Annotated in this window: 18 protein-coding genes and 1 pseudogene; 11 read left to right on the top strand and 8 right to left on the bottom strand. The window is 51.8% G+C overall.

Annotated elements, in window-relative coordinates; genetic code table 11:
- The first annotated feature begins 42 nt into the window (after nucleotides 1-42).
- Nucleotides 43-1,854, top strand: a complete 1,812-nt coding sequence (locus tag BLX24_RS33640) for a fasciclin domain-containing protein (protein WP_071504003.1) — start codon at nucleotides 43-45, stop codon at nucleotides 1,852-1,854.
- A 158-nt stretch (nucleotides 1,855-2,012) separates the two neighbouring features.
- Here the strand turns inward: BLX24_RS33640 and BLX24_RS15190 are convergent, their stop codons facing one another.
- From BLX24_RS15190 to BLX24_RS15165, 6 genes are all read right to left on the bottom strand, one after another.
- On the bottom strand, nucleotides 2,013-4,472 hold the full coding sequence (locus BLX24_RS15190; protein ID WP_218160700.1) for a TonB-dependent receptor: 2,460 nt from the start codon (nucleotides 4,470-4,472) through the stop codon (nucleotides 2,013-2,015).
- 187 nt (nucleotides 4,473-4,659) lie between these two features.
- A complete protein-coding gene (locus BLX24_RS15185; RefSeq protein ID WP_071504002.1) occupies nucleotides 4,660-5,658 on the bottom strand; it encodes a FecR family protein in 999 nt (332 codons plus the stop codon).
- Between the two features lie 98 nt (nucleotides 5,659-5,756).
- A complete protein-coding gene (locus tag BLX24_RS15180; protein WP_177225847.1) occupies nucleotides 5,757-6,350 on the bottom strand; it encodes an RNA polymerase sigma factor in 594 nt (197 codons plus the stop codon).
- Nucleotides 6,351-6,700: 350 nt separating this feature from the next.
- Entirely contained in the window at nucleotides 6,701-7,459 is a 759-nt protein-coding gene (locus tag BLX24_RS15175; RefSeq protein ID WP_071504000.1) for a hypothetical protein, read from the bottom strand.
- Nucleotides 7,460-7,519: 60 nt separating this feature from the next.
- The gene (locus BLX24_RS15170; protein WP_071503999.1) at nucleotides 7,520-8,644 is read right to left on the bottom strand and encodes an efflux RND transporter periplasmic adaptor subunit; all 1,125 of its coding nucleotides are present in this window, start codon (nucleotides 8,642-8,644) and stop codon (nucleotides 7,520-7,522) included.
- Nucleotides 8,628-11,921, bottom strand: a complete 3,294-nt coding sequence (locus BLX24_RS15165) for an efflux RND transporter permease subunit (RefSeq protein WP_071503998.1) — start codon at nucleotides 11,919-11,921, stop codon at nucleotides 8,628-8,630. The genes BLX24_RS15170 and BLX24_RS15165 overlap by 17 nt, the downstream gene beginning before the upstream one ends.
- 429 nt (nucleotides 11,922-12,350) lie before the next feature.
- Here BLX24_RS15165 and BLX24_RS15160 point away from each other — a divergent pair, with 429 nt between their 5' ends.
- Both BLX24_RS15160 and BLX24_RS15155 read left to right on the top strand, forming a co-directional pair.
- A complete protein-coding gene (locus BLX24_RS15160; RefSeq protein ID WP_071503997.1) occupies nucleotides 12,351-12,977 on the top strand; it encodes a Crp/Fnr family transcriptional regulator in 627 nt (208 codons plus the stop codon).
- Between the two features lie 103 nt (nucleotides 12,978-13,080).
- The gene (locus tag BLX24_RS15155) at nucleotides 13,081-14,499 is read left to right on the top strand and encodes an MBL fold metallo-hydrolase (RefSeq protein ID WP_071503996.1); all 1,419 of its coding nucleotides are present in this window, start codon (nucleotides 13,081-13,083) and stop codon (nucleotides 14,497-14,499) included.
- Between the two features lie 69 nt (nucleotides 14,500-14,568).
- Here the strand turns inward: BLX24_RS15155 and BLX24_RS15150 are convergent, their stop codons facing one another.
- Nucleotides 14,569-16,287, bottom strand: coding sequence for a GMC oxidoreductase (locus tag BLX24_RS15150; RefSeq protein ID WP_071503995.1), 1,719 nt, complete (start codon nucleotides 16,285-16,287; stop codon nucleotides 14,569-14,571).
- A gap of 31 nt (nucleotides 16,288-16,318) precedes the next feature.
- Nucleotides 16,319-16,858, bottom strand: a complete 540-nt coding sequence (locus BLX24_RS15145; RefSeq protein WP_071503994.1) for a gluconate 2-dehydrogenase subunit 3 family protein — start codon at nucleotides 16,856-16,858, stop codon at nucleotides 16,319-16,321.
- Nucleotides 16,859-17,027: 169 nt separating this feature from the next.
- Here BLX24_RS15145 and BLX24_RS15140 point away from each other — a divergent pair, with 169 nt between their 5' ends.
- From BLX24_RS15140 to BLX24_RS15105, 8 genes and pseudogenes are all read left to right on the top strand, one after another.
- Nucleotides 17,028-17,414 (top strand): DUF983 domain-containing protein, encoded by a 387-nt coding sequence (locus BLX24_RS15140; protein ID WP_071503993.1) that lies wholly within the window; start codon nucleotides 17,028-17,030, stop codon nucleotides 17,412-17,414.
- Between the two features lie 231 nt (nucleotides 17,415-17,645).
- A complete protein-coding gene (locus BLX24_RS15135) occupies nucleotides 17,646-17,858 on the top strand; it encodes a YgaP family membrane protein (protein WP_071503992.1) in 213 nt (70 codons plus the stop codon).
- An 85-nt stretch (nucleotides 17,859-17,943) separates the two neighbouring features.
- Nucleotides 17,944-18,747: a sulfite exporter TauE/SafE family protein gene (locus BLX24_RS15130; protein ID WP_071503991.1), complete on the top strand. Its 804-nt coding sequence runs from the start codon at nucleotides 17,944-17,946 to the stop codon at nucleotides 18,745-18,747.
- Between the two features lie 29 nt (nucleotides 18,748-18,776).
- Nucleotides 18,777-18,989 (top strand): hypothetical protein, encoded by a 213-nt coding sequence (locus tag BLX24_RS15125; RefSeq protein WP_071503990.1) that lies wholly within the window; start codon nucleotides 18,777-18,779, stop codon nucleotides 18,987-18,989.
- Nucleotides 18,990-19,055: 66 nt separating this feature from the next.
- Nucleotides 19,056-19,655 (top strand): class I SAM-dependent methyltransferase, encoded by a 600-nt coding sequence (locus tag BLX24_RS15120; RefSeq protein WP_071503989.1) that lies wholly within the window; start codon nucleotides 19,056-19,058, stop codon nucleotides 19,653-19,655.
- A 7-nt stretch (nucleotides 19,656-19,662) separates the two neighbouring features.
- Nucleotides 19,663-19,958 (top strand): annotated as a pseudogene (locus BLX24_RS15115) (hypothetical protein); the annotation flags it as partial.
- Nucleotides 19,959-20,311: 353 nt separating this feature from the next.
- Nucleotides 20,312-21,724, top strand: coding sequence for an MBL fold metallo-hydrolase (locus BLX24_RS15110; RefSeq protein WP_071504144.1), 1,413 nt, complete (start codon nucleotides 20,312-20,314; stop codon nucleotides 21,722-21,724).
- Between the two features lie 112 nt (nucleotides 21,725-21,836).
- Nucleotides 21,837-22,286 carry an OsmC family protein gene (locus tag BLX24_RS15105; RefSeq protein WP_071503987.1) on the top strand — a complete coding sequence of 150 codons (450 nt, stop codon included), beginning with the start codon at nucleotides 21,837-21,839 and terminating at the stop codon, nucleotides 22,284-22,286.
- Nucleotides 22,287-22,365 lie beyond the last annotated feature (79 nt).

Genomic DNA, 22,365 nt, shown 5'->3' with positions numbered 1-22,365 from the left:
TTTAAATGAACGTATTCAACTTAACTATTTTAATCGATTGTCATGAAACAAACCTATTTCGCACTGCAACAGACCGGGCTTTTTTTGCTGCTTGGTTTACTGACACTTTCCGGCTGTAACCGGGAACTACAGCCGTCTGATTCTACTCAAACAAGCGGGGGGCGTATCCGGATCAGGCAGACAATTACAGAGATTGTCGTGGCCTCTCCTGATTTTACCCTGCTTAAAGCGGCTGTGGTTAAAGCCGGGCTTGCTGAGGCGCTGAGTACAGGGAATCTGACCGTTTTTGCCCCAACTGATAATGCATTCCGGGCAGCAGGCTTTGGAGATGTAAATGCAATCAATAATGCCGACGTGAATGTATTACGCCGTATTCTTCTGTATCACGTAATCGGCACTGAGCGCTTTTTTGAGGATCGGATTCCTGACCGGCTGACAGGTTTTAAAACCCTGCAGGGTGAGCAGGTCTATGCTACCCGCCGGGGAGGGCTTTCGGTAAATGGTGTGCCTGTTGACAGGGTAGATGTGGAAGCCAACAATGGTGTTATTCACATCATTAGCCGGGTCTTGCTGCCACCTGCCGGCAATACCATTGAAGTAGCAGTTGCAAATCCGAACCTGACTTACCTGGTAGCGGCTTTACAACGGGTCACGCAAAGTGGTACTAACCTCATACAGGTTTTAGGAACGGGAGGCCCTTTTACCGTGTTTGCGCCAACTAACGCAGCGTTTCAGGCGGCAGGTTTCTCAACTATTGAGTCAGTCAGGGCTGCCGATCCGAACGTACTAAGCCGTATTCTTCGCTATCATGTCGTACCCGGTATCACATTCTCAACGCAACTGAACGACGAGAAACTTATGACTGTAGAGGGCGGCGGGCTGACGGCAACACGAACACCAGGTATGGCCATTATTCAAGGCATCGGAAATACCTCCCCTGCCAAAGTTCAGGCCGCCGATATTGTAACCCTTAACGGCGTTGTGCATGTCATCGATCAGGTACTACTACCCACAGGTAATAGTATGACTAAATCAATTACCAATCTTGTAGTTGAAAACCCGAATTTCAGTCTGCTGAAGGCAGCTGTAGTGCGAGCCGGGTTGGCAGATGCCTTAAGTACTGGTACGCTGACTGTATTTGCCCCTACTGATGATGCGTTCCGGGCAGCGGGACTTACCGACGTCAACGCCATTAATAACATGGATATAAACGTGTTACGCAAAATATTACTGTACCACGTTATCGGCGGAGAAAGCTTTTTTGCGAACGCGCTACCAGAAAACATCCTTGGATTTAAGACATTGCAGGGAGAGCAGCTACAGATCAGCAAACGGCAAAGCATTACCGTAAATGGCGTTTATGTAATCCAGGCCGACATAAAGGCATCAAACGGTGTAGTACATGTGATCAACAAAGTTTTATTGCCCCCTGCAGGCAATCTTGTTGAAGTAGCCGTCTCAAACCCCAATCTATCGTTTTTAGTGGCCGCTGTTCAGCGGGCCGGGTTGGTACAAACACTCGGAACAGGTGGTCCTTTTACGGTGTTTGCACCAACTAATGCAGCGTTTCAGGCCGCAGGGTTTCCAAGCATACAGTCGATTCAGGCTGCTGATCCTGCAGTACTGGCTAAAATTCTGACTTATCATGTGGTGAGCGGGCGGGCGTTTTCAACTACCTTACGTAGCGACGACATAACCACTGTACAGGGCGGTACGTTGTCTGTTATGGTCACACCAAAGTCATCGGTTATGGTTAGCGGCAAAAGTAATTCAACCGCCGCAAACGTTGTTATAGCCGATCTTGTCACGCTCAATGGGATTGTGCACGTGATTGATCGGGTTTTGTTGCCTTAACCGGCTTTTTCCAATCAACAAAATCGGGTTTTCCCGAAGCAGTGTCAAACAGCAGGCGTAACGTACCGGAGCCGTTATGCCTGCTGTTTGGATATAAAACTGACTAACCGTACAGTATTGCCTGTCCGGCCGGTTAGTGAAGATGCTGCACAATGGTCTTAAAATTGTAACGTATAGCTTACGGACGGTAGAAAAGGGAAACGCGCCATTAATCTTTGTCCGAAATTCCGGGAGGTGTTCGCGGCGGAAGTATAGGCATAAGGGCTGCTGCGGACGTAGGCATCGGTAATCGTTAACTCCAGTTGGTGAGTAAAATGCGGGCCCGCGAACGTTTTCTGCAAACGCACATCCAACTGATGCATGGCTACTCCCCGAAAACCTGAGAACGAATCATGGGGCGATGAAAGCCCGCCTGGCGGAGTAGGTGCAGGTGGATTGTTTTTCGTTAAGCTGCCGAAGCCTGACACCCCTAAAACAGACGTTGTTTGCGGGCTCCCCGATCCGTACTTGCATGATGCCGATAACTTTAAGCCAGAGTTTAGTTCATAAATGCCGATCCAGGAGAATGTATGCCGGCGATCATGTGCCGGAAAAAACGGCTGCCCATTATTCAGTGCCGGAAAACGCCATAACGTAATTGCCCAGGTATAGGTAAACCAGCCTGAAAACCGGCCCGTTTTTCGTTGTACCATACATTCCAGCCCTGATGCTTCAGCAGTGCCGGTAACGATATTACGCTCCCATCGGATATGTTCAGCACGTTGGGCATTTGTAAGGCCAATAAAGCCCGCATCCGGGTGGTAACCAATGATATGACTCATCCATTTCCGGTACATTTCAATACTTAATTGCCATTTTGAGGTTAATTCGTGGATACAGCCCAGTACAATCTGCCGCGAGCGCTGTGGCTTCACCTCCGGTAACGCAGGAACCCACAAATCCGTTGGCAGGCCCTGCCCGGTGTTGGTCAGCTGATGCACAAACTGGTTCATTTCCGAATAGGAACCAAGAAGTGCCGTTCTGCCGGTTAGCTTTAGTAAAACCGCCAGTCGCGGCTCGATACGAAAAAAAGTTTTCTCGTTAACCTGATACAATGTTGCCCGGCCGCCAGGGGCCAGTTTCAGGTTCTTACTGACATTCCAGTTATCTTCTGCATAAACGGAGCTTTCTATTGACCGGATAGGTTCTATATGACTATAACTGGCAACGGTGTCACTAACATCAAAGCCATTTAGCCGAAAAAAACGCTGTGTTGAGGTTATACCTGTCTGTATCTGATGAGACTGTTTCGGGAAATATTCTAAATCATACTTAAGTGTGTAATCGGTCAGGCGATTAAAATATCGCCACATAGTTACGGATGAATTCGGGATTGATGCATCGATGGGAACGTATTTGGTATGTGTCGTAAAATCATACTGGCTGAATATGAAGGATAGATTGGCAAACAGCCGTTCGCTAAACAGATGGTTCCACCGCAGCGTAGACGTGGTATTGCCCCATCGCAGCACATTTTCCCAACGGCGGCTAGCATCCAGACTATCCCCGCCGCCAAAAAAATCGCGTCCGAAATAACCACTCAGATAAAGCCGGTTACGGCGGTTCAGGTCGACGTTTAGCTTGGCATTGAGGTCGTGAAAATCGGACTTCCAGTTGGTACCTGAATAGCTTTCGGCAACTTTGGCTACAAAATTGCCAAGCAATGAGCTGAAATTAGTTCGTCTGGCAGTGAGTAAAAAGGAGGCTTTTTCGCGAATGACCGGCCCTTCCAGAATCAGCCGGGAGGTGATAAGGCCTGTACCGACTTCGCCCTTCAGGTGTTTGTTGTTGCCTTCCCGCATGCTCATCTCGACTACTGAGGATAAACGCCCCCCATATCGGGCCGGGAAACCTCCTTTTTGCAGACGTATACTTTTCAGGGCATCGACATTAAAGACCGAAAAGAAACCAAACAAATGATTGGCATTATAGACCGGTGCGTCATCGAGGATAAGCAGGTTTTGGTCTGATCCGCCCCCGCGAATATGCAGCCCTACCTGACCGTTAAAATCTTTGTGCACGCCCGGCAGGAACTGAAGTGTCTTCAGTACGTCTTTTTCGCCAGCAACAGCCGGTATGGTTTCCGCTGCTCTCAATGGAATGGTATGCTGGCTCGTCTGTGCAACAGACCATGCATTTTCAGTGGCGTCTGCCCGTAGCACCACCTCGTCCAGACTGTCATTATTAGCTAGTTCAACATTGAGCAATGTGTTCTCAATAAGTCGGATACGCTGGTACACACGCTGATAACCAACCAGCGAGACAATTAGCTCGACCTCTTCATTTTCAGGAAGCGAAAGCGCATAATAACCGTAATTATTTGTGATGGTTCCCGCCTTCCCTGCTACGAAAACGGTCGCCCCTACCAGATTTTCACCGCTATTCTGCTCTTTTACGTAACCACTGATCATCAGTTTCCGGGACAAACCAGGAGTAACCGGCAATCTGGTATCGGGCTGCCTGCGGGGCTCGATCAGGTAACACGCACGGACCTTGCGAAACGATAAGTTTGTCCCTTCCAGAAGCCGGGCAAGTACTTGTTCCGTATCCGCTTGCCAATCGATTAATGGTGGTACCATATAACCGGCTACAACTTTAGGGTTATACAAAAAGTAGATACCTCGCTTTTGGTTAAGTGTTTTCAACCCATCCTGCAGAGACACAGGCGCCTGACCTGAAGTAATGGTACTGTTTATCAGCAGGAGCAGCAAAAAAAACACAAACATACGTGGCCGTGCAAGCCGAAATCGTTTCATACGGTGGTGGTTATTTTTTACTCAGTACGTAGCCATCTTTCGTTTTACGCAGTGTTAACTGATTCAGCTCTGCAACGGCTTGCAGAACTGTTTCCGGGCGATCCGATGGTAAAATACCCGTGAATGTCAAATCAGGATCTGCCCCTTCGAGTTGCACAGATACGCCGAATTGTTCCTCTACGATTTGAACAACTTCCGCTAGTCTCGTCTGATTAAATACAAGTTGATGACGCATCCATGCTGTGTATTGACCGGAAGTCACCGTTTGTGGGCGCAGACTTGAGCGGCTGGTCCCAACCTCTATCATTTGCCCCGGCCTCAGGGTTACAGGCGTCTGTTTGTCATGGAACTGCACCTCTACTTTACCGGAATTCAGGACAACGCGATGTAGCCGGTGCCGGTTATAAACGGAGAACTCAGTCCCAAGTACCTTTACATCAAAAGCGCCGTTGGTTTTGACCCGAAACGGGGCATGGGTCGTCAGATGGCGGATCCTGAAATAGCCTTCTCCCTGGAGTTCTACCTGCCGTTCATTTTCCGAAAAAGCGGAGCGCTGGTAGCGGAGCTCCGAATGGCTGTTCAGTACAACGGATGAACCATCAGGCAATTGAACAGTCCGTTGTTGGTTGTAAGCAGTTTCATAAATAACATACTGATTATCCCACCACTGATAGCCAACCAGACCTACTATGGATAACAGGATCACTGCGGCCGCAGCTAACCACCATTGCTTCGTCGAAGTTCGTGACGAAAGCGGTCTGATGATAGCCGGCTGAGTTTGTCGCTGTATCAGTGATTCCAGCTCCAGTAAGGAATGATCCAGGCGTGGTTTATTGGCCGTCAGTATCCGGCAAAGTCGCTCAGCTTCATAAAATGCATGGATATTTGCCGGCTCATCTTCCTGCCATTGTTCCCAGAACGCAACGGCTAATTGGTCACTTCCGGTACAATAAGCCAGAAAACGGTCATCCAGCAGGAAATCATCAACAGTATATATTTCGTAATTCATCGGCACATTATTAGTTTTCCGGAGCGCTTTGTAAAGTGTATATCGTGTTATTGCTTAGTGCACAACAACGCATAAATCTCATAAAACAAGCCTGTTTTTCAGATCAGTTCTGTTCCGGTTAAAAGCGGCAGCAGCAAAGGCCACCAGCTCAACAGATTATAATAATCTTCGTGGCCTAATAATTGCCGCAGTAGTTTAAGTGCGGATGAGATGGTGTTATACACTGTATTTATGTGCATACCGGTTTCCTGGCTGATTGTCTCATTTGACAAACCATCAAAGAATCGCATCCTGATTAATTGTTTTTGTCGGGGTGTAAGCTGTTCTATTGCCGTCCGGAGCTTCTGTCTGATGTGCTCTTCCTGCTGGTTCCTGACCAGTAAATCCTCGTATGGTCCTTCAAAAACCGTTTCATTACTGCTGAGCTGTTTTAACCGGCTTACCCGCTCATATTCCCGAAGCAGCATACGGCGCAGGTACGTTATCAGATAGGACCTTACATTCTCAACGGGTGGTAAGGAATCGGCCCGCTCCCAGATTTCCAGAAAAATCTGGTTAATGGCATCTTTCGTTTCTAGTCCACTATGGCCGAATAACATACCAAAGTTTAACAGGTCATTATACGACAACCGGTATAGATCGGTTAAGCTCTGATAGTTACGTTGCCGAATACCTCCCCATAGGACTGGCATTTGTTCTGTCGTGTGTGATTTTTTTATAATTGGTGTAATCATATATAGTACAGTTAGCAGGTACAACTACATAAATTTATAGTTTAATACTATCATTTATAGTATAACTGCTAAGCAGGCAAGATGTTTACAGTAGCCCGTTGATTAGCAATCAATCAGACAACAGAACGTTCGGTGCAGGGCATTAATGAGTTGCTGCCGACGTATCGGCAACCCGGCAAATGGTGTATCAGCTACCAGTACCAGATCCACCAGGACTTTGAGGAGGACAGTATGTCAATGGATAGCAATTGTCCGTCTGATCGAAAGGTTCTGATGAATAATTCATCTGTATGTTTGCCCCCGACCGGTCATTTCCCCGCCGCAGCCTGCGTTTTCAGACCAAAACCAATCTGAATACCGGCATACCACCCCGAAAAATTTGCCCACGCACCGTCCCGCACACCCGTCAGCGAGGCCGTACGGCTGCTCAGGCGATAACCGGCGTCAAACCCGATCACCACCGATTTTTTCATGCGCAGACATTCGATGTCGCTCTGCGCATAGGTATAGCGGTAGTGCCCGCGCAGCCCAAACAATAATGCTCCCGCCGATGTCCGCAGGGTAGCCTGCTGCATCGCTCCGGGATTGGTCAGTACTGCGTTCAGGGTCGGGTTCTGTTGCGACAGGTCCTGATAAATACGAAGCTGGTAGTTGAGCAGTTCGCCGTTTATGTGCGGCATAAGGTTCCACTGACTGGTCCGGATAAGCTGATAGCCTGCTCCCAGATTCAGGACGTAGGAGAAGCTGTTGAGGCGATTGCTGCGGCTATCTTCGGTGGATGTACCGGCGCCCGGTAAGGCAACACCAATTGATGTCAGGAGCCGGAAGCGGCTTTTTTCGGGGCCAGTCTCCTGCGAAAAACGGAGCACGCGGGCATTGGGTGCCAGGGAGCCATAACCCGCTTTTGCCAATGCCTGATTGATAGAGGACAGCTGCACAGGCTCTATGCCCAGCTGAATAGTGACGATTTGCTCGCTCGTTCCCCGTGAAAGACGGCGTATGTCCTGCCCAAAGGCCAGGTGAGCGGTAACCAGAAGAAGCGTAAACGTAAATGGTAGTGTTTTCATGGATAAGGTATGTTCTTTATCCATGAACGCACTACCATCGGGATTAGTACGGCGCAATCATTATTTTACATTCACGGCACTGCCGTCCCGGATTTCTTCGGTGGCAGCCATGACAAGCTGGTCATTTTCGCGCAGTTCGCCGAACACTTCGGCCTTATCGCTGGCTTCCAGGCCTTTCCGGATGGGCACCCATTCTGCTTTTTTGTTCACCACCCGGATCACAAACTGCCCCGTCGTTGAGTTGATCACCGCCGTTTTAGGCACAATAAACGTACTGCCCCGCGTCGGTAGCGGCAACGTCACCTCGGCAATCATACCCGGTAACAGCTTTTTATCGGGGTTCATCACGTCGACTTCGACCCGCTCCGACCGCAGCCGTTTATCAAGAGCCCCGGCCTGGCGCTTCACCTGACCCGAAAATTTCTTGTCAGGAAACGCCTTCACCGTAAACGAAACCCCGTCGTTCGGCTCTACGTAACCGGTATAGGCTTCCGGCACCGAAATCACCAGACGAAGCTTTTGCTGCTCGGTCAGGACAAAAAGCGGGAACTCCGATCCTTTACCGGCGGGCCCGATATAGGCGCCGGTGCTGGCGTTCCGTGCGCTGATGACGCCGCTGAACGGGGCACGGATTTCCAGGTACTTCCGCAGGTCGGCCACTTCCCGATACGACGAACGGGCCGCTTCGAGCTGGGCCAGATCGGCGTTCCGCTTCGCCAGCGCCTGATCAACATCGTTTTTCGATACGGCTCCCGACATCTTGCTGGCCTCCAGAATCCGCTCATAATTGGCTTTGCTGGCAATCGAAACGGCCTCCTGCGCCTTCAGCCGCGACTCGGCCGAAGCAACCTGCGCGTTTAGTTCCGGCGCTTCGGCCAGGGCCAGTAACTGTCCCTGCCGCACCTCGCTGCCAATGTCGGCATACAGCGCCTTGATGTAACCCGTCACACGGGCATAGATATCAACATCCCGGAACGCCACCAGCTCGCCCGGCACATGCAGTTCGGTAGTCAGCCGGCCTTTTTTCAGGGCAAATACCTCGGTGGTAGCCGGTGCTTCGACCGTTTCGGTTGTTTCTGCTTTGGTTTCTGAGGTATGGCAACCAGACAATACAGTCGTACCGATTACTAAACAGCTTCCCACAGCCATCAGGCCATAAAACGATCGATCAATTAGCCGAGTCATACGATGAAGGAATATAAAACTTACTTTCTTTGTCTTCCGGATCCAGTGAAACCGACTGGGTGGTTGTTTTGGCCTGTACCCACGCAAAGGCCAGCGGTAAAATATACAGGGCCGCAAACGTAGAAGCAATCAGCCCCCCGATAACTGCCCGACCCAGCGGAGCGGTTTGTGAACCACCCTCACCCAGGCCACTCGCCATCGGAATCATCCCGACAATCATCGCCACGCTGGTCATGATAATCGGCCGCAGACGGACCGATGCCGCTTCTTTGGCCGACAGCAGGGCATTGCCGTTCCGCATCCGCAGCTCCTCCGCGTTGGTAATCATCAGAACGGCGTTGGAAATGGATACCCCGACCGACATAATCATGCCCATGTACGATTGCAGGTTCAGCGTTGAGCCAGTCAGCAGCAGCAGCGACAGTGACCCAACCAATACGGCCGGAACGGTGCAAAGCACCACCAGCGACACTTTAAACGACTGGAAGTTAGCCGCCAGCATCAGAAAAATCACGATAATGGCCGTGATCAGACCCGTTTGCAGGCTGTCGAGCGTCTCGGTCAGTACCTGACTCAATCCCTGTATCTTGATGGTCAGTCCGCGCGGCAGTTCACCGAGCGTATCAATGGCTTTCTGGACATCGCGGGCCGCCGTGCCGAGGTCGATTTCGTGCAGGTTAGCCGTCACCGATAAGACCGGAATGGCGCCCACGTTGTCGTTTTCGCCGTAGGTCGTTCCTGTGCGCAGCGTGGCCACATCACTCAGCACCGGCCGGTTCGTATTCGGCAGCACCGGAATTTCGCCCAGATCGCTCACACTAGCCATTTTGCTCTCCGGAATCTGCACCTGAACGCTGTAGCTCTGGCCGGTTTTCGGGTCGATCCACACGCTTTTTTCCGTAAAACGCGACGATGATGTCGACGCAATCAGCGAACGTGAGATGGTCGAAATATCGGTTCCCAGCTGCGCGGCCCGTTCACGATCAATCGTTACGTCGATGGTCGGGTATTTAGTCGACTGACCGATCTGCACGTCCCGCAGGTACGGGATTTTCTGCAATTTAGCAATGACCTTGTTGGCATACTCTTCATTCTGCTGTTTGTTTTTACCCAGCAGCCGCACCTCAATCGGCGTTGGCGACCCCTGGCTCAGGATCTTATCCGTCAGTTCGATGGGTTCAAACGACATCTTAACATCCGGCAGAATCTGCTTCATTTTCCCCCTGAACTGGTCTTTCAGTGCGTCCATGTCGCCTTCATATCCTTCTTTCAGACTGACCTGCAAAACCCCCTCCTGCGGCCCTGCCATGAACAGGTAAATCGGGCTGGTCGAGAACTGCGAACCGTGCATCCCCACCATGGCCGACGAAATCTCGATATTTTCCTTACCCGCCAGCTGCTGTAACACGCCGATGGCGCTGAGCATGGTTTTCTCGGTTTTTTCCAGCCGTGTTCCATCCGGTGACCGGAGGCGTACCTGGAACTGCGGCGATTCTACTTTCGGCAATACATCCTGCCCGATGATGGATAACAAAAAACCAGCCAGTCCGAGTGCCCCGACAATGTATATTAATACGATAGCCCGCCGGTAGGGCAGCATGCGCTCCATAAACCGCATAAACCGGTCACGGAAACGCTCAAACAGGCTGATTTTGCCGTCACCGTCCATATCAAGCCGGTTAGCCAGTAATTCTTTCTGATCCAGCAGCTCATCGTGAGCCGACCGGCCGTCTTTCAGCCCGGCATGCATCAGATTGCCGGGTGCCCCGCCCTGCTTTTTATCGGTTTTCGGGCCATGGTCGTGCCCTTTCATCATCCAGTTGGCCAGCACCGGCACCAGCGTCTGTGACATCAGGTACGAGGTAATCATCGAAAAGCCGATGGCCAGGGCAAGCGGCAGAAACAGCGCCCCCGGAATCCCTTTCATGGTAAACGCCGGCGCAAATACAGCCAGGATACAGAACAGAATCAACAGCTTCGAAAAAGCAATTTCCTGACAGGCATCCCAGATCGCCAGCGCCTTGGGTTTTCCCATCGCCAGATGCTGGTGTATGTTTTCAATCGTCACCGTCGATTCATCGACCAGAATCCCGATGGCGAGCGACAGGCCGCTGAGGGTCATGATATTGATCGTTTGTCCGAACAGCGACAGGAACAAAACACCCGAAATGATACAGGTCGGAATGGTAATAATGACGATCAGCGCCCCCCGTGCATCGCCGAGGAAGAGTAAGACCATCAACCCGGTCAGGATAGCCCCAATGGCTCCTTCCGTCATCAGGCTTTCTACGGCGTTGATGACATAGACCGACTGGTCGAACGTATAGGTCAGGGTTACGTCTTCGGGCAGCAGCGCCTGAAATTTCGGGATGGCGGCTTTCAGATTCTGCACCACCTCCCAGGTCGAGGCATCGGCCGATTTGGTAATAGGCAGATACACCGAACGCTTGCCGTTGACGAGCACGTAGCCCTGGGTAATGTCGGCGCCGTCTTCAATCGTAGCCACATCTTTCAGGTACAGGTTCTGTACGGTTCCGGTATAGAGCGGGATATTGCCGAAATCCTCTATGTTTTTAACCGTCGTATTAGCCGGCGTAAAGTAATTCAGGTCACCGACCCGGACATTACCGGCCGGGGTTGCGGTGTTGTTGATCCGAAGCGCCGCCACCAGCTGATCGGGGGTCAGGTTGTGTGAACGCAGGAGTTCCGGATCGACCTTAATGACGACCGTACGCGAGTTGCCCCCGAACGGCGCGGGAGCAACAAGGCCCGGAATCGAACTGAAACCAGACCGGACATAGACGTTGGCCATGTCCTGTAATTCGTTGTTGGTTCGCTTCGGGCTACTCAGAACGAGCTGACCGACCGGCAGCGTTGAGGCATCGAACCGGAGAATAAACGGCGGCTGTGACCCGGGCGGAAAGATCGCCTGCGCCCGGTTTGAATAGGCCGACACTTCGGCCGCGGCCTGCGCCATGTTGGTTCCCTCATAAAACGTCAGTTTCAGCAGCGTAAGCCCCTGAATGTTTTTCGTTTCAATGCTCTTTACCCCCGACACATACAACAGCAGGTTGACATACTGTTTGCCGAAAAACGACTCCATCTGATTGGGCGTATAACCGCCGAATGGCTGGGAGATGTAAATGACCGGCAGGTCGAGGTTCGGGAAAATGTCAATTTTAATGGTACGGACCGCTTTGATACCGAAGAAAAACAAACTCATCACGATCACCAGAATGGTAATCGGTTTGCGTAACGCAGCACGTATTAAATTCATAAGGTAATTGAGTTAATGAAGAGACTCCGGCACGCTTTCCGTCCTGCTGACAGAAAGAATCAGACAAAAGTCAATTTTTTCCAGAATACATCACATGATTCAACGTTCGGTCCTAAAAGTTACGAATTTGTCGTCTATTTTGCACATTCGATAGACATTTGTACCTACATGATAAGGGTAAAGCCGCGCAATTTTAACATCGCAGGGCTACTCCTTTTTCGGTGAGCACCCGTGTGATATTTATCACTGAACGGTCTGCCGTCACTCATTTACTTTGTTGTCTTTATAACAGTGTAAGCCTTTCTCCGTATCCGGAGTAAGGGGAATTTAACTCATTTTTAACCGACAGAACTTTATGAGGCCTGTTTCCGGTTTTTCACAGATAACGGCATCGAGCATCCGGAATCAACCATTCAGTATCCAGCGCTTATGAATCGGTCTTTACTTGACGGCTTAACCGGGCGTTTTGAACCGGCCCTGATTGACGAAATTGCCCGCGTCGGTATTTATCAGGAAATAGAAGAAGGAGCCTATCTGATCCGGCCGGGAAGTTATATCCGGTCGGTACCCATTCTGCTCAACGGGTCGGTCAAGATTATGCGGCCCGATACGGAAGGGCGTGAGGCACTGCTGTATTACCTCGGCGGCCTCGACTCCTGCGCCATGTCGCTGACCTGCTGTCTGGAAAAGAAGCAAAGTGAGATTGTGGCCGTGGCGGAAGAGAAAACGCAGCTGATTGCCATACCGGTTGAAAAGGTCGAAGAGTGGATCTGCCGCTTCGCGACCTGGAAGCAGTTTGTGTTCAAGACCTACCAGCGGCGCTTCGACGATATGATTGCCACCATCGACAGCATTGCCTTCCAGAAGCTCGATGAGCGGCTGCTGGCGTATCTGAAAAAGAAAGCCCAAAGCTGCCAGTGTTCGGTATTACAGATCACGCACGAAGAAATTGCCAACGAACTGGCGACCTCCCGCGAGGTAATTTCCCGTCTGCTGAAACAGATGGAAAAGATTGGCTATGTAAAGTTGTCGCGGAATAAAATTGACATTTTATAGTACGGCCCTGATTGTGTAACAATTATCACGGACTCAACAAACGAACTTGCGTTGATTTGCTTACCGGTTCGGATAAGCGTCAACTTTTAAACGGAATACAGCGATGAAAATCGAACAAATCTATACGGGCTGTTTAGCTCAGGGGGCCTATTACATAGAATCAGCCGGCGAAGTGGCCATCATCGATCCGCTGCGCGAAGTAAAACCATACATCGAAAAAGCGGCCAAAGAAGGCGCTGCCATCAAATACGTGCTGGAAACCCACTTCCACGCCGATTTTGTGTCGGGCCACCTCGACTTGGCGAAGCAAACCGGTGCTCCTATCGTTTACGGTCCCAATGCCAGAACCGGTTTTGATGCCCACGTGGCAACCGACGGCGAAGACCTGCCGCTGGGCAAGGTAAAAATCCGTGTGCTGCATACGCCGGGCCATACCATGGAATCGACCTGCTACCTGCTGATCGACGAGAATGGCAAGGAAAAGGCCCTGTTCAGCGGCGATACCCTGTTTATCGGTGACGTAGGCCGCCCTGACCTTGCCCAGAAATCAGACCTGACCATGAATGATCTGGCCGGTTACCTGTTTGATTCCCTGCGGCACAAAATCATGCCCTTGCCCGATGACGTGATCGTCTATCCGGCCCACGGGGCGGGTTCGGCCTGTGGCAAAAATATGAGCAAGGAGACCACCGATACGCTGGGCAACCAGAAGCTGTTTAACTATGCGCTGCGCGCCGATATGACACGCGACGAGTTCATCAGGGAGGTTACGGACGGCCTGCTCGCCCCGCCGAAATATTTCCCGCAAAACGTGATGATGAACAAGGAAGGGTACGAAAGTATTGATACGGTGCTGAGCCGCGGGGCCCAGCCGCTGAGCCCGGAAGCGTTCGAGGCGGCCGCTAACGAAACCGGCGCGGTAGTACTCGACGTGCGGGCGGCCCAGACATTTGCCAAAGGGTTTATTCCGAATTCGATCAACATCGGCCTTGGCGGGCAGTTCGCCCCCTGGGTGGGCGCGCTGATTCCCGACGTTCGGCAGGAACTGTTGCTGGTTTGCGAACCGGGCAAGGAGCAGGAAACGCTGACCCGGCTGGCCCGTGTGGGCTACGATCAGGTACTGGGGTATCTCGAAGGTGGTTTCCCGGCCTGGGCAGCCAGCGGCATGGAAGTCGATACAATCACGTCGATTTCGGCCGATGAACTGGCCGACCGCATGGACCAAGGCACAATTACGGTAATCGACGTCCGGAAGCCCGGCGAATTTGCGGCCGAACACATCGACGGGGCCAAAAGCCTGCCGCTCGACTATATCAGCGAACTGATGGCCGAATTCCCCAAAGACGAAACCATGTACATCCACTGTGCCGGTGGCTACCGGTCGATGATGGCCGCGTCGATTCTTAAATCACGGGGATATGATAACCTCGTCGACATCGACGGCGGTTTCGGAGCTATCCAGAAAACCGGCCGGTTTAAAACTACCGATTTTGTATGCCCGTCGACGCTGAAAAAAGCGTAATCGTGCTATAATAAAGCGAAACGGGGGAGCATCGGCCGATGCTCCCCCGTTTCGCTTTATGTCAGATTATTACAGATTCCCTTTCCGGAATTCGCTGGCAGCATAATTGGCCGCACGGGCCGTGATGGCCATAAAGGTCAGCGATGGGTTCTGGGTCGAGTTGCTGGTCATGCAGGCCCCGTCGGTAACGAACACGTTTTTGCAGTTATGGAACTGGTTCCATTTGTTAAGCATCGACGTTTTCGGGTCTTTACCCATCCGGACACCACCCATTTCGTGAATGTCGAGGCCCGGCGCTTTATCGGGTTTATCGTGCGTCTGGATATTTTTGAAGCCCGCAGCGGTATACATTTCCGTCAGTTGTTCGTGGAAATCCTTAATCATCTTCTCATCGTTGTCGTCGTAACCCACGTTGGTCCGGATGAGCGGCACGCCCCAGGCATCGACCTGCGTTTTATCGAGCGTCACAAAGTTTGACTCCTTCGGAATGGTCTCGCCCATCATGTGGGAACCAACCCGCCAGTTACCGTATTTTTTGGTATTAAGGCTGTTTTTCAGGTCTTCGCCGATACCAGCCGTATCGTTGTAGGTCATCCGGGTGGCGCTGAAGCCCGCCGCATAGCCCCGCAGGAAGTCGGTTTCCTGCTTAAATACGTTCCGGAAACGCGGAATATAGCTGCCGTTTGGCCGGATGCCATCCGTTGTCATATCCTGATAGCCTTCGTATTCTCCCGAAATCGTTGTCCGGAAGTTGTGGAACGCCACGTATTTACCCAGCAGGCCGTTGTCGTTGCCCAGCCCGTTCGGGAAGCGGCGTGAGGTGGAATTGAGCAGGATCAGGTTAGTGTTTACGGTAGCCGCGTTTACGAAAATAATCCGGGCGTAGTACTCCGTCATTTGCTTTGTATTGGCGTCGACCACCCGCACGCCGGTAGCCTTCCCTTTGGCTTCGTCGTAAATAATTGAATGCACGACCGAATGCGGGCGCAACGTCAGATGGCCCGAATTCAACGCCCACGGAATGGTCGATGAGTTGCTGCTGAAGTAACCGCCATACGGGCAACCGCGCTGGCACAGGTTCCGGTGCTGGCACTGCCCCCGCCCCTGCTTCAGGTGAATCGGCTGTGGTTTGGTCAGGTGCGCACACCGGCCGATGACCACCGGACGCGTATTGTTGTAGAGCTTATTCATCTGCGTGGTGAAGTGCTTTTCCACACATGTCTGCTCATGCGGCGGCAGAAACTCGCCGTCCGGCAGTTGGGCCAAGCCGTCGCGGTTACCGGAAATGCCGGCAAACTTTTCGACATGGCTATACCACGGCGCAATATCGTGGTAGCCGATCGGCCACTCTACCGCAAAGCCATCCCGTGCCGGCCCGTCGAAATCATATTGTGACCAACGTTGCGTACCGCGTGCCCACATCAGCGACTTGCCGCCTACATGGTAGCCACGAATCCAGTCAAACGGTTTGTCCTGAATGTAGGGGTGGTCCGCATCTTTCACAAAAAAGTGGGTAGTATCTTCATTGAGAGCGTAACACCGGCTGGCAATCGGGTTAGCATCTTTAAACGCCTTTGGCAACTGGTTCAGGTGCTCAAACTCCCAGGGCGACATCATCGTCGTCGGGTAGTCGGTAACGTGCCGTACATCGCGGCCCCGTTCGAGCAACAGCGTTTTCAGTTTTTTATCAGTCAGTTCCTTGGCGGCCCAGCCACCACTGATACCCGAACCGATCACAATGGCGTCGAAGGTCCGGTCTTTAACAGAATCAATAGTCAGAAATGCCATGAAATACGAAGGTTGAACGATTGTTGATGGACTATTTGGCACTCACCGGCGTCAGCGAACTAACCGGCACACAGCCATGGAAATAGCCGGGCGCCATGTTGTATTTCAGTACGTTGACCATGTAGTACTCGGAGTTGGTGTACCCGCGAATGGTCAGGCCCTTGACCAGGTCGGCAAACTGTTTTTCGGCAGGGTTGGCCGATGCCGCCATTTTCACCAGCAGGTCAGTACGCTGCGTTTTATCGCAGGCAGCAAACGGTTTGCTGTAGGCCTGTTGCGCCAGCTCATCGGTTTTCAGCAGCCCTTGCTGAAAGACAGTCTGTACGGGTTCACCGTAACAATCGTTAATCATGCGGTAAACAAAGCGGTGAACGTTGAGTGTTTTGGCGCCCGGCGATGTCGTTTCGGGAATAATCGTTTCCACGATTTCGGCCAGCAAAGCATCATCGGCCGCCGTTACCCCGGCATTGGCGCCAATGGATTCGGGCGTCCACTGTGTGGCCCAGGCAGGCAGACTAACCAGTCCGCCAACGGCTACCGAGAGGCTTTTAAGGGCTGTGCGTCGTTTCATGTTGATCAAGTTTATATGCGTTCCATCGAATCAAAAAGCGACAATCAGAAAAAAACTACCGCCCGCCAGGCAATGTGACAAAAATCACATTCCGGGGTTTATCATGTAGTTACCTTTGTTGCAGTCAGAAAGCCTGCGGGTTTTCTTCACCATAAAACGAGCCAACGCCATGTTAAAGGGGACCAAACTATATAGCATTCTGTTCAATAAATGTCCTCGTTGTCAGGAGGGTGATTTTTTTATCACCAACAATGCCTACGACCTGAAACGCTTCGACAAAATGCATACCCACTGTAGCCATTGTGACCTCCGGTTTGAGCCGGAACCCGGCTTTTTCTTTGGGGCGATGTATGTTAGTTACGCATTTTACGTAGCCTTTATTATCAGTACATTCGTGCTTTTTAACGTACTGCTCCAGATTGACCTGACGTATTACCTGATCGGGTTGATTCCGGCACTTATTATGCTGACCCCGTTTTTCTTCCGGCTGGCGCGCCGTACGTGGATCAACATCTTTGTCCGTTATAAGCCCGATCAGGCAAAAGCACATTCATAGATTTTACTTTATTGAACGTTGACTGAGCCTTGACGCTGATCGACAGGTTTAGCGTCAGACCTATCAGGCCTGGCAATAGATTTCGCATAACAAAACGGGATTAATAACTACATAAAAGGGTGATTGATTTACCAAAACGGCGAATGTATGACGAAAATTAGTGCGCCATTGTGATAATTGTCACAGAGTTTCCGTCCGGTTTCTGCTTCCTTAGAAACAAAAAAAGAAGCTATGAAAAAGAACATTGGTGCTACCGACCGCTACATACGCATTGCGCTGGCCGTTATCCTGATTGCGTTATCTGCCGCTGACGTTCTGACCGGCATCTGGACCCTGGCTGGGTTTATTGCTGCCGGTATCCTGCTGCTGACCAGCCTGGTCAGCAGCTGCCCGCTGTACCTGCCCTTCGGCATCCGGACTAACCGCGCCCACAAATTGCGGTGACCGGCAAAGAAACGGGCTCTGTGTAACAATTATCACGGAAAAGCGGCTTGTTGATGGCGTGATTTGCTGAAAAATACGGCAGATCATGCATACAGTTGAAATAATAGGTTTTTCCGCCTCGATCCTGATCGGGGTCAGCTTAGGGCTGATCGGCGGTGGAGGCAGCATTCTTACCCTGCCCGTTTTGGTTTATCTGCTGGGGATCAATCCGGTAATATCAACAGCGTATTCGCTGTTTGTTGTCGGTACAACCTCGCTGGTAGGTTCGGTCAATTACATGCGCAAACAGCAGGTCAATTACAAGGCGGCCATGGTGTTTTCGATTCCGTCGTTTCTGGCGGTTTTCCTGACACGAAAATACGTTGTTCCGGCCATTCCCGATCCGGTATTCAGCAGCGGAGCTTTTGTGCTGAGCAAAAGCGTAACAATTATGATGTTCTTTGCGCTGATCATGCTGGCGGCGTCTTTCTCAATGATCCGCGACAAAAAGGGAGAAACTACCATAACCGAAGGTCCGATCAGGTTTAACCTGCCGCTGATTGCCCTGGAAGGGGCACTGGTGGGTACCCTGACCGGCTTCGTCGGGGCGGGCGGTGGCTTCCTGATTATTCCGGCGCTGGTTTTGCTGGCCCGGCTTCCCATGAAAATGGCGGTTGGTACATCGCTGCTCATCATTGCCGCCAAATCCCTGATCGGGTTCCTGGGCGACCTCTCCAACATGGCCGTTGACTGGACGTTCCTGCTCGAATTTACGGCCCTGTCAGTCGTCGGTATTTTCGTCGGCTCTTACCTATCCAGATTCATCGCGGGTGAAAAGCTGAAACGGGCATTCGGCTGGTTTGTGCTGGTAATGGGAATCTATATTCTTGTTAAGGAAACGATGTTTTAACTAATTCGCTCAATTACTTAACAGAAACTATGGTTGATCTAAAGAACCGGGGGCTGATGCGGATTATCCGGCTGGTGGCAGGTGGTCTGGTGCTGTGGAGTGCCGTTGTTGATCAGCAGCCAATGCTGGGTATCCTCGGCGGATTATTTCTGATGCAGGCCATCCTGAATGTCGGCTGCGCGGCCGGTAGCTGCAGTGTACCGGCGCCCCGCCATTCGGTAAAACCGGACGAAGCCCATTAGGATATCCCGTATGAAGAAGTTCATTAAAGGCTGTGGCATTTTTTTGCCCACCTCAACTTGTTACCAATGAAAGAATTCTGGGAAACCCGCTATAGTAATCCGACCTATGCCTACGGGACCAAACCCAATGCGTTTTTTAAAGAATGTATTGACAAACTTCAGCCCGGCCGGTTGTTGCTACCCGCCGAAGGCGAAGGCCGGAATGCGGTCTATGCCGCCCTGCGGGGATGGACTGTCGACGCCTTTGATTTCAGCGAAGCCGCCAAAGAAAAAGCCATGGCACTCGCGGGCGGGGCCTGCACCACCATTCAATACGACATTGTAACGCTTCAGGACTTTGACGGTCAACCCGATACCTACGACCTGATCGGACTGATTTACGTACACCAGCCACCTGTCCTGCGCCAGCAGTTTCACCGGAAACTGGTCAGCTGGCTCAAACCGTCGGGGTATCTGGTGCTGGAAGCCTTCCACAAAGAGCAGCTTGGCAATTCGTCGGGCGGGCCGCAACAGGCCGATATGCTCCTTAACCGGACTGAACTGCTGGATGATTTCAAGGAACTGGACATTCTACAGATTGATGAGCGTTACACTGACCTGAACGAAGGACCGTTTCACAACGGGTCTGCCTGCGTGATCCGGCTCATTGCCCGAAAGCAAGTATAAAACAGGGTTGGTAGCTGATAAAGCCCGTTGCCACGTAGCGACGGGCTTTATCAGCTACCTCGTCAATGAAATCCTGTACCCGGGCTGGCATAATTACTTCTACTGGCTCGTCGGCTTATCGCTCGCGGTCCGGGCACTCGAAATCCTGTTTCCGTGGCGCAAAGACCAGCCTGCTTTCCTGAAAAACTTCCGGGTCGATCTGTTTTTCAACTTTTCCTGTTTTCGCTGATTGGCTACAACGCCCTGTCGAACGTAGCGGTACAGGCCTTCAACGATTTTCCGGGACTGTTTGGCATCCGCAATGATGCACCTGTTGCACCACGTACATGACCTGCCCGAAAATCATCCTGACGGGATTAATTACCGCGCCCGGCAAAAGATCTCCGCAAAGACTGGCCGGACATCGCCGGCAAGCCGGTCGATCACCCGCTTGAGCCGTATGCTGATTCTTTCCCCGAAAAGCAGCATAAATACGGCCCGTATAAGCCCATCGATGCATTTCGAAAAACACATAGCAATGAGAAAAAGGCAGTTACACGATAACCAAAGCAGCCGGATAAAACCTGACCACCATCATATCTTCTCCGTAACAAACATCACAGAATACCCATCCGCAGATGGCCAATTTTGATCCATCGTTTAAACACAGAGAAGACATGAAAATCGAACAAATGTACACGGGTTGTCTGGCAGAAGCCGCTTATTATATTGAATCAGCCGGTGAGGCGGCCATCATTGATCCGCTGCGCGAAACCAAACCGTATATCGAACGGGCTCATGCAGACGGAGCCCGCATCAAATACGTTTTCGAAACCCACTTCCACGCCGACTTCGTATCGGGCCACCTTGACCTGGCCGCCAAAACCGGCGCGACCATCGTTTTCGGGCCAACTGCCCAACCAAACTATCCGGCACACGTAGCGACGGACGGAGAGCTCTTTACCATCGGCAACATTCAGATTAAAGTGCTGCATACGCCGGGCCATACCATGGAATCATCGACCTTCCTGCTGCTGGATGAAACCGGCAAGGAAACGGCCCTCTTCACCGGCGATACACTCTTCATCGGCGACGTTGGCCGCCCCGATCTGGCCGTCAAAAGCGATCTGACCCGCGAAGACCTGGCCGGTCACCTGTTCGATAGCCTGCACCAGAAAATTATGACGCTGCCGGACGACGTCATCGTGTATCCCGGGCACGGAGCGGGATCGGCCTGCGGCAAGAATATGAGTAAGGAAACCACCGATACGCTGGGCAACCAGAAGCGGTTTAACTACGCCTTACGGGCACAAACCAAAGAGGAATTTATTAAGGAAGTCACCACGGGCCTGACAACCCCTCCGCAATATTTCCCGAAAAATGCAGTGCTGAACAAGATGGGCTACGGCTCTGTTGACGAGGTTATCCGTCAGGGAACACAAGCACTGTCGCCGGCCGCCTTTGACGCCGCTGCCAACGAAGAAGAAGCGCTGGTGCTCGACGTACGCGGGGCACAGGTGTTTGCCAAAGGCTTTATCCCGAACAGCATCAACATCGGCCTTGATGGTCAGTTTGCGGGCTGGGTCGGTACATTGGTTACTGACCTGAAACAGCCGATTCTGCTTATCACGCCCGAAGGCCGCGAAGAAGAAGCGGTTCTCCGCCTGGCCCGCGTTGGCTATGACAACTGCATTGGTTATCTGAAAGGTGGTTTTGCAGCCTGGGTTGCCGATGGCCGTCACACCGACACCATAGAATCCATTTCGGCCGACACGTTTGCAGAACGGTTTACGGCTGATAACGGTCTGCCCGTTTTTGATGTGCGCCGGCAAAGCGAATATGACTCCGAACACGTTGTGGGCATTGAGAACCTGCCGCTTGAAAGCCTTAACCAGAACATGGCCCGTCTCGACCGCAACCAAACCTATTACCTGCATTGCGCCGGTGGGTACCGGTCAATGGTTGCCGCGTCGATTCTGAAAGCACGTGGCTACGGCAAGCTGATCGACGTAGCGGGCGGCTTTGCGGCCATCAAGCAAACCGGCAAGCTGCCCCTCACTGATTACGTTTGCCCGACTACTTTACTGTAATTCATTGATTTTGCCACGAAGACACCAAGACCTGACGTAACACAAAGACCCGAAATCGTTGTGCACCTCTGGTTCTTTGTGCTTTTGTGGCCAGCCATAAACCAATACAACCATGACACCGCATTATTACGACGTACATCTTGGCTGGCAGTATGCCCGCCTCGGTCAGCTAAGCTCACCGGCCCTGACCGATACCATTGAGGTTGCCACCCCACCGGAATTTGCCAAAGGCATGCCGGGTGTCTGGTCGCCCGAGCACCTGCTGGTGGCGGCGGTATCCGGCTGTTTCATGACCACCTTCCTGGCCATCGCCGAAAATTCGAAACTCGACTTTTCGGACTTCGACTGCCGCGCCACCGGTAAACTCGAAGAGACCGAAAACGGGTTGATGATCTCGGCGGTGCACCTCTTCCCGAAAGTGGTGGTGTTACACGACAGCGACATCGAAAAGGCCCGACGCGTCCTGCTTAAAGCCGAACGCCACTGTCTGATCACCAATTCCGTGCGGTCTCAGGTCACAATGGAACCAACTATAGTGGTCGCCATTACCGAATTCGATTAAGAATGCCAGCCTTTGTAACTATTGTCACGGAAAGGGGGGAAATGTCGGTCTAGTTTTGTCAGGTAAATGATTCAACCTG

Origin of the sequence: Arsenicibacter rosenii (genome assembly GCF_001870735.1) — a bacterium.
GTDB lineage: Bacteria > Bacteroidota > Bacteroidia > Cytophagales > Spirosomataceae > Arsenicibacter > Arsenicibacter rosenii.
Note: the sequence above shows the minus strand (reverse complement) of the source record. Positions and strands in the feature narration are given on the sequence as shown.

Bases quoted from the DNA above. Each gene is read 5' to 3' on its own strand.
- BLX24_RS15140 (WP_071503993.1), top strand. From the start codon at position 17,028: ATGTTAAAGGGGACCAAACTATATAGCATTCTGTTCAATAAATGTCCT.
- BLX24_RS15155 (WP_071503996.1), top strand. From the start codon at position 13,081: ATGAAAATCGAACAAATCTATACGGGCTGTTTAGCTCAGGGGGCCTAT.
- BLX24_RS15150 (WP_071503995.1), bottom strand. From the start codon at position 16,287: ATGGCATTTCTGACTATTGATTCTGTTAAAGACCGGACCTTCGACGCC.
- BLX24_RS15130 (WP_071503991.1), top strand. From the start codon at position 17,944: ATGCATACAGTTGAAATAATAGGTTTTTCCGCCTCGATCCTGATCGGG.
- BLX24_RS15120 (WP_071503989.1), top strand. From the start codon at position 19,056: ATGAAAGAATTCTGGGAAACCCGCTATAGTAATCCGACCTATGCCTAC.
- BLX24_RS15165 (WP_071503998.1), bottom strand. From the start codon at position 11,921: ATGAATTTAATACGTGCTGCGTTACGCAAACCGATTACCATTCTGGTG.
- BLX24_RS15110 (WP_071504144.1), top strand. From the start codon at position 20,312: ATGAAAATCGAACAAATGTACACGGGTTGTCTGGCAGAAGCCGCTTAT.
- BLX24_RS15170 (WP_071503999.1), bottom strand. From the start codon at position 8,644: ATGACTCGGCTAATTGATCGATCGTTTTATGGCCTGATGGCTGTGGGA.
- BLX24_RS15105 (WP_071503987.1), top strand. From the start codon at position 21,837: ATGACACCGCATTATTACGACGTACATCTTGGCTGGCAGTATGCCCGC.
- BLX24_RS15185 (WP_071504002.1), bottom strand. From the start codon at position 5,658: ATGAATTACGAAATATATACTGTTGATGATTTCCTGCTGGATGACCGT.
- BLX24_RS15160 (WP_071503997.1), top strand. From the start codon at position 12,351: ATGAATCGGTCTTTACTTGACGGCTTAACCGGGCGTTTTGAACCGGCC.
- BLX24_RS33640 (WP_071504003.1), top strand. From the start codon at position 43: ATGAAACAAACCTATTTCGCACTGCAACAGACCGGGCTTTTTTTGCTG.
- BLX24_RS15180 (WP_177225847.1), bottom strand. From the start codon at position 6,350: ATGCCAGTCCTATGGGGAGGTATTCGGCAACGTAACTATCAGAGCTTA.
- BLX24_RS15190 (WP_218160700.1), bottom strand. From the start codon at position 4,472: ATGGTACCACCATTAATCGATTGGCAAGCGGATACGGAACAAGTACTT.
- BLX24_RS15175 (WP_071504000.1), bottom strand. From the start codon at position 7,459: ATGAAAACACTACCATTTACGTTTACGCTTCTTCTGGTTACCGCTCAC.
- BLX24_RS15135 (WP_071503992.1), top strand. From the start codon at position 17,646: ATGAAAAAGAACATTGGTGCTACCGACCGCTACATACGCATTGCGCTG.
- BLX24_RS15125 (WP_071503990.1), top strand. From the start codon at position 18,777: ATGGTTGATCTAAAGAACCGGGGGCTGATGCGGATTATCCGGCTGGTG.
- BLX24_RS15145 (WP_071503994.1), bottom strand. From the start codon at position 16,858: ATGAAACGACGCACAGCCCTTAAAAGCCTCTCGGTAGCCGTTGGCGGA.